General features: G+C 48.6%; 5 protein-coding genes and 1 pseudogene. All 6 read right to left on the reverse strand.

Annotated elements, in window-relative coordinates; translation table 11 throughout:
- A pseudogene (locus STRDD11_RS13955) lies at positions 1 to 226 on the reverse strand (sensor histidine kinase); the annotation flags it as partial.
- A complete protein-coding gene (liaF, locus tag STRDD11_RS00050) occupies positions 223 to 918 on the reverse strand; it encodes a cell wall-active antibiotics response protein LiaF (RefSeq protein ID WP_128834168.1) in 696 nt (231 codons plus the stop codon). The gene liaF and the pseudogene STRDD11_RS13955, both read right to left, overlap by 4 nt.
- A 382-nt stretch (positions 919 to 1,300) precedes the next feature.
- A complete protein-coding gene (pknB, locus tag STRDD11_RS00055; protein WP_128834171.1) occupies positions 1,301 to 3,148 on the reverse strand; it encodes a Stk1 family PASTA domain-containing Ser/Thr kinase in 1,848 nt (615 codons plus the stop codon).
- Complete coding sequence (locus STRDD11_RS00060; RefSeq protein WP_128834173.1) at positions 3,145 to 3,885, reverse strand: Stp1/IreP family PP2C-type Ser/Thr phosphatase; 741 nt, start codon at positions 3,883 to 3,885, stop codon at positions 3,145 to 3,147. The genes pknB and STRDD11_RS00060 overlap by 4 nt, the downstream gene beginning before the upstream one ends.
- An 18-nt stretch (positions 3,886 to 3,903) precedes the next feature.
- On the reverse strand, positions 3,904 to 5,220 hold the full coding sequence (rsmB, locus tag STRDD11_RS00065) for a 16S rRNA (cytosine(967)-C(5))-methyltransferase RsmB (RefSeq protein WP_128834175.1): 1,317 nt from the start codon (positions 5,218 to 5,220) through the stop codon (positions 3,904 to 3,906).
- Positions 5,210 to 5,760: methionyl-tRNA formyltransferase (locus STRDD11_RS00070; RefSeq protein ID WP_277592686.1), on the reverse strand; the 551-nt coding region annotated here is incomplete at its 5' end. The genes rsmB and STRDD11_RS00070, both read right to left, overlap by 11 nt.

The following is a 5,760-nucleotide window of genomic DNA, read 5'->3' on the forward strand; positions in this document are numbered from 1 at the left end:
GCATATGGGCTACAGCCATATGCTGGACCAAACGGACTGCTACGACGATTAAAATCGTCAGAGACAGTCCTAAAATGACTACAAAGAAGACAAAGGACTGCAGCAGTTCTAAATCACCAAAGAGTTCCTGCCAAGAAAAATCAAAAATATTGAAAATGTAATGAAAAACAACAAGGAGGACAAAGAAGGTGTAGACCAGAAGAAGGAAATAATTTGGCTTTTTCAATTTCTGACAACCTCCACATTCCCTAAAAAGCTGACCAGTACAATCTTAACAGTCTTATTGGCCCGCCTGTAGCCCGGAGTTGTCAGCGAAACGGTCTCATTGCGCAGCTTGCGGGAAGGGTGGTTGAGGAAGTTCACATCGCCGTAAAGGGTGTTAATCTGCAGCTGAATTTCGACATCAAGGGGCACTATAATCTTGGTATCCCCAAATCCCTTACGGATGACAACGACATTATCATGGTTGACCAGAATAACGTCTTCCAGATGAATCGTATCTCTGCCAATCATCCGCAGCAGATTAATATCATGAAACTGGCAGCTGTCCTTGGAAAAATGCTGCAAGTCTCCCAGCCAGCGATTCTTCTCGCTCTGAATCTCTACTTCTTCTTCAAAAATCAGATGGGTTTCTTGATTTTCCTTATAAATATAAGGGTATGCCACAATCATGCCGTAAACCAGGGCAAACAAAAGCGCTGCTATAACATAAGGATTAAGCATAATGATAAAGAAGAGCATAATCATGGAAGCGACCAGCAGAAAATTTCCCTTTTGCTTGCCGAAATAGTAATAGAGCAGCAGAAGAAAAAGCACCGTGATAATGACCACACGCGAAAAATCCGCCGCCAGCATAGTAATCAGCGCCATTGACAGCAAGACTGTTTCAACAAAAACAAATAACTGAACTTTCCACATAGCCATTTCCTTTCTGTACTTACCTATTTTAACAAAAATAGCCAGAAAAACCTCCGTCTAAGGCATGAAAAGCAAAAATTTCTGTTCGACCCGTTCGGAAATGAAGCCTTCTTCTCTCTTTTTCTTTCATTGGGTGCTGAGGGGAGGCTGGTTTGCCTAAAGACGTCAGACTCTTTGAAAATCGAAGAAGGCTCTTTCTTGCAGTCTTTCATCCGCCACCTCAAAACCAGATATTCTTTGAGTATGACAAAGCAGTCTCCCAGACTGGTTGAACGTCCCGGCTGCCAAGGACGAACTGGCTCAAGACGAGGTTTCTGAACCGGTCTATTGAATGAAAGAAAAACACCCCATTTCAAGCTAAAATGAAATGAGGTGAATCCTGCTATTGGTGACTGGAGGAGCTGGAAGAGCTCTCTTCTTCTGATGAACTGCTGCTTCTGGAGCTGCTGTCCGAGCTGGAGGAAGAGCTGGAAGACGAACTGGCTGTTGCCTCTGTCACATAGAGAGTGATTTTATCATTGGACTTGAGATCGATACTCTGACCGGCTGCCGGCGACTGGGAAGTCACCAGATCAGCCTGGGTCGAAGTAACCGAACGGTCCACCACACGCTCAATCCGAGAGGAAGAAATCCCCATCTGAATCAAGTAAGAGCGGGCATTAGCATAAGTATACTGCAGGCTGCCAAAGTCCGGCATCGCTACACTGGACACTTCCTTAGCTACGGTCAGGGTAATCTGAGCATTGGCTGACAGATCATAAGTAGCGCCGTAGGCTGGGGTCTGGGCAATCACCTGACCAGGTTCGTAGTCGCTGGATTCTTCTTCAACAATCTTGATGAGCTTCTCTGAAACCTTGTAATTGGTTTTCAAATCTTCAACTGCAGCTGTATACTGCTGACCGATATAATCGTCCATCTTGAAGGTCTTGGGTCCTTTGGACACAATCAAATCAATCTTGCTGCCCTCACGGCGCTGGCTGTTGGCCTGTGGGTCCGTTTTAATGACCTTACCGGACTCAACATTATCACTGTACTCTTCCTTTTCCTCACCAACCACCAGCTTTTTGGCTTCAATAGTCGAGCGGGCCTCGGCAACCGTTTGGCCGGCAACATCCGGTACGCTGGTGTTAGACGGGCTGTTGTAAAGCAGATAGACAAAGGCTGCCAGAACCAAAAGCACAGCAAAGAACAGTACTTTATAGCGCGTTCTTAGATGGCGTTTTTTAGGATTTTTCTTAGCAGGAGCCGGATTCTCCTCTGCGGTTGATTGGCTGGACTCAGCTGTCTGCGCAGCAGCTTTTGCGGGCTGAGCGGCAGGCTGGGGAAGCGGCGAAATCTTAGGCAGGGTCTTGGTGTCTGCCTTTGCTGCATCGTCAAAGACCAGCTTCTTTTCATTGTGACGCTCATAAGACAGGCTGCTGGATAAGTCTACATACATCTCTGCAACAGACTGGTAGCGATCGCTCAGTTTTTTAGCTGTCGCTTTAATAACCACATTTTCCAAGGCCTGAGGCACATTGGGATTTTCGTCAATAATGGAGGGCAGAGGCTTTTGAAAATGCTGCAGGGCGATGGTCACGGCACTGTCCCCGTCATAAGGGATATGGCCAGTCAGCATCTCATAAAAAATAATCCCCATGGCATAAATATCACTTTGAACCGTGGCTTTGGAGCCGCGGGCCTGCTCCGGTGATAGATAATGCACAGAGCCCAGCATAGAGTTGGTCTGGGTCAGACTGGTTTCAGCAAAGGCTACGGCAATGCCGAAGTCCGTCACCTTGGCATTGCCGTCCGGGGTTAAGAGGACATTCTGCGGTTTCAGATCCCGGTGGACAATGCCGCGGGTATGCGCCAGGCGCATAGCCAGCAGGATTTGCCCCATGATTCTGACCGCTTCTTCATTAGAAATTGGAGAATTTTCTTTGATATAACGCTTAAGGTCCAGTCCTGCCACGTATTCCATCGCCAGATACTGCTGGCCGTCTTCCTCTCCAATATCGGTAATCCGAACGATATGCGGATGGTCTAAATCTGCCATCGCCTTCGCCTCCCGCTGGAAACGCGCAACAGCAATCGGATCCGTCTGGTAATTGGTCCGAAGGACCTTTACTGCAACTTCCTCGCCATCCAAAATCAAGTCCTTGGCCAGATAGACATCTGCCATGCCTCCTCGGCCGATTTGCTTGATGATTTTATATCGTCCGGCAAAAATTTTGCCGATTTGAATCATTCCTGCTCCTCCTTGTCAAATCGAACCAGAGCAACCGTGATGTTATCTAGGCCTCCGGCATTGTTGGCAAAGCGAATCAAGGTTTCCGTTTTTTCAGCCAGACTGATGTCGCTGGTCACAATGTCATAGATTTCACTGCCTGAAATCATATTGGTCAGACCATCGCTGTTCAGCAGCACATAGTCTCCGTCTTCCAGACTAATCATGCCGTAGTCAGGCTGCACTTCGTCTTTTTGTCCGATAGACTGGGTAATGATGTTTTTCTGCGGATGGCGGGCTGCTTCTTCGGGTGTAATCTGCCCGGCCTTCAGCAAAGCATTGACCAAGGAATGGTCGCTGGTCAGCTGACTGTACTCCTCACCGCGAATCAGGCCGATACGCGAGTCTCCGATATGGGCATAAATAGCTTGATCATCTATAATAGCCAAGGCTTCCAACGTCGTGCCCATCCCCTTGTATTCCTCGTCCTGACCGAATTGGTGAATCCGCTGATTTTCTTTTTCCAGGTGCTCAGCAAACCATTCGCGCACTTGGTTGACCGAATCAATCTGTGTGTCAACCCAAGCTGCTCCCAAGTCTGTCACAGCCATCTCGCTGGCGATATTGCCGGCCCGATGGCCGCCCATGCCGTCTGCTAAGATAATCATGGTTTTGCCGGCGCGGTTGACAAAATGATTGGTATAATCTTGATTGTTTGTCCGCTTTTGACCAACATCTGTTAATAGTGAAATTTCCATGCTGTCAGTTTCCTCCTCTTATTCCGATACCTTCCTAAATTGACTGATAAAGAAGCCGTCACTCCCGTATAATTCTGGTGTAATCAAAATGCAGCCGTCTTTTACGATATCTTTTCTTTCATGGTCCAGTATCACTTGCTCAAAGTCAGGATGGCTGTCTAGGAATTTTTTGACAACTTCAAAATTTTCCTGACTCATAATCGTGCAAGTACTATATGCTATTATACCACCTTTACGTAGACTTTGACAAACGCTGTCCAGTATATCCAGCTGAATTTTTTGCAAAGTCTTGAAATCTGCATTTTCTTTATTGTATTTGATGTCCGGTTTGCGGCGAATGAGGCCTATTCCGGAGCAGGGAGCATCGACCAGAATCTTGTCAAAAGCCCGAGGGCCAAATGTCTCAAAAACCTTTCTGGCATCCAGTTTCTGAGTGGTGATTTTATCCGCTGCGCCTAAGCGCCGGGCATTCTCCTCAATCAGCTGCAGCTTATGGTCGTAGAGATCCAAAGCCGTGATGCAGCCGCTGGTCAGATAGGAAGCCATATGCACAGCCTTGCCGCCCGGGGCACTGCAGGCATCCAGAATGTCTTCGTCTCCCTCAATCTGCAGGATTGGTGCTACCAACTGGCTGGATTCATCCTGAATCGTAATCAGCCCCTGAGAAAAGAGAGTGTGCCCGGCAAAGTTGCCCTGCTTTTTAACCAAGGCCGAGGGAGCCAAAAGAGAGTCCTCAGCTCCCAAAAGTTCTTTCACTTCCGCCTTGCGGGATAAATCTGCCACCCGAATACTGGCCTTGCTCCGGGTAAAGAGGCTGGCAAAGATAGCCTCAGCCCTCACTTCGCCGTATTCCTCTATCATAGCCTTAACCAGCCAGACCGGCAGAGAATACTGGATAGAGAAGCGTTTGTTTTTGCGCTTAATCCTGCTGACATCGGCCACGCCTTCCCGCTCAATCCTGCGCAGAATGGCATTGACCAGTTTCTCACTGCCTCGCTTGCGAGTTTTTGCAATCTCAGCCGCTTCATGGACCGCAGCATGACTGGGAATCTTATCCAGATAAAGCAGCTGATAAAGGCTGAGCAGCAGCAGGCTATAAAGCCAAGAATCCAGCTGATTGCGGTCTTCAATCAAGTGGGACAGATACCATTCCAGAGTGATCTTACGGGCAACAGTGCCGTAGACCAGCTCTGTAGTCAGACCTTTATCAGCCTGACTGAGTCTGCTCTGGCTGAGCGCTTTCTTCAAGGCAAGGTTGGAGTAGGCTCCCTGTTCAAACACTTCCTCCAGAACTCTTAAAGCAGTCAGGCGGGCGCTTGTATGCTTAGTTTTCAAATGAATCTCCTACTGTCAGACTGCGGCCCAGACCGTTGAGAAAGTCTGCTACAGGCATTTTAGGTTTGCCGGCTGGCTGGACTGTCTTTAGGGCAAGGGCCCCCTGACCGGCCGCCACGATGAGCTCTTTTTTGCTGACCGCAATAATCTGTCCTGGCTGACCGCTGCCGGCTGCCGGCTCAGCTTCATAAATCTTGAAGCGCTGCCCCTTGAGCAGGGTGTGGGCCACCGGCCAAGGGTTCATACCGCGGATTTGATTAAAGAGCTGCCGGTCTGTCTTGGTCCAGTCCAGCCTCTCCTGTTCTGGGCTGATATTAGGCGAAAAAGTCACCATAGCTGGATTCTGGGGCTGAGGCTGGATCTTGCCAGCTGCATAATCAGGCAGCACCTCCAGCAGCAGGTCGCGGCCAATCAAGGCCAGTTTCTCAAACATCGTTCCGACATTGTCACTGTCTTCAATAGCTGTCGCCCGGCTGGCAATCATGTCCCCTGCATCCATTTCTCTGACCATTTCCATAATGGTCACTCCGGCCTCTTCAT

This window comes from Streptococcus sp. DD11 (assembly GCF_001578865.1).
In the GTDB taxonomy this organism is placed as follows: Bacteria; Bacillota; Bacilli; order Lactobacillales; family Streptococcaceae; genus Streptococcus; species Streptococcus panodentis.